Raw genomic sequence first — 213 nt, forward strand, 5'->3', positions numbered from 1 at the left:
GGCTGGCGCAGCGGGCGCGGCTGGACAACGCGGCCGTGCTGATGGCCGACACGGTCAGCCACAAGATCCACGTGACCCGCGACAACCGCCGCGACGCCCTGTCCGTCAGCGTCGAAGGCAGCGCCCGCGCCACCTTTGCCCCCGACCGCCTGCCGGACTGGGTCGCGGCAGAGGGGTCGCGGACGGTGATCGACCTGGGCGCGGGCCATGTCG

1 pseudogene is annotated in these 213 nt (G+C 74.2%); it reads left to right on the forward strand.

The window, feature by feature from the left end:
* Positions 1-213, forward strand: a pseudogene (locus TW83_RS21285) (phosphonate ABC transporter, permease protein PhnE); the annotation flags it as partial.

It is taken from the genome of Paracoccus sp. S4493 (assembly GCF_000967735.1).
Classification (GTDB): domain Bacteria; phylum Pseudomonadota; class Alphaproteobacteria; order Rhodobacterales; family Rhodobacteraceae; genus Paracoccus; species Paracoccus marcusii.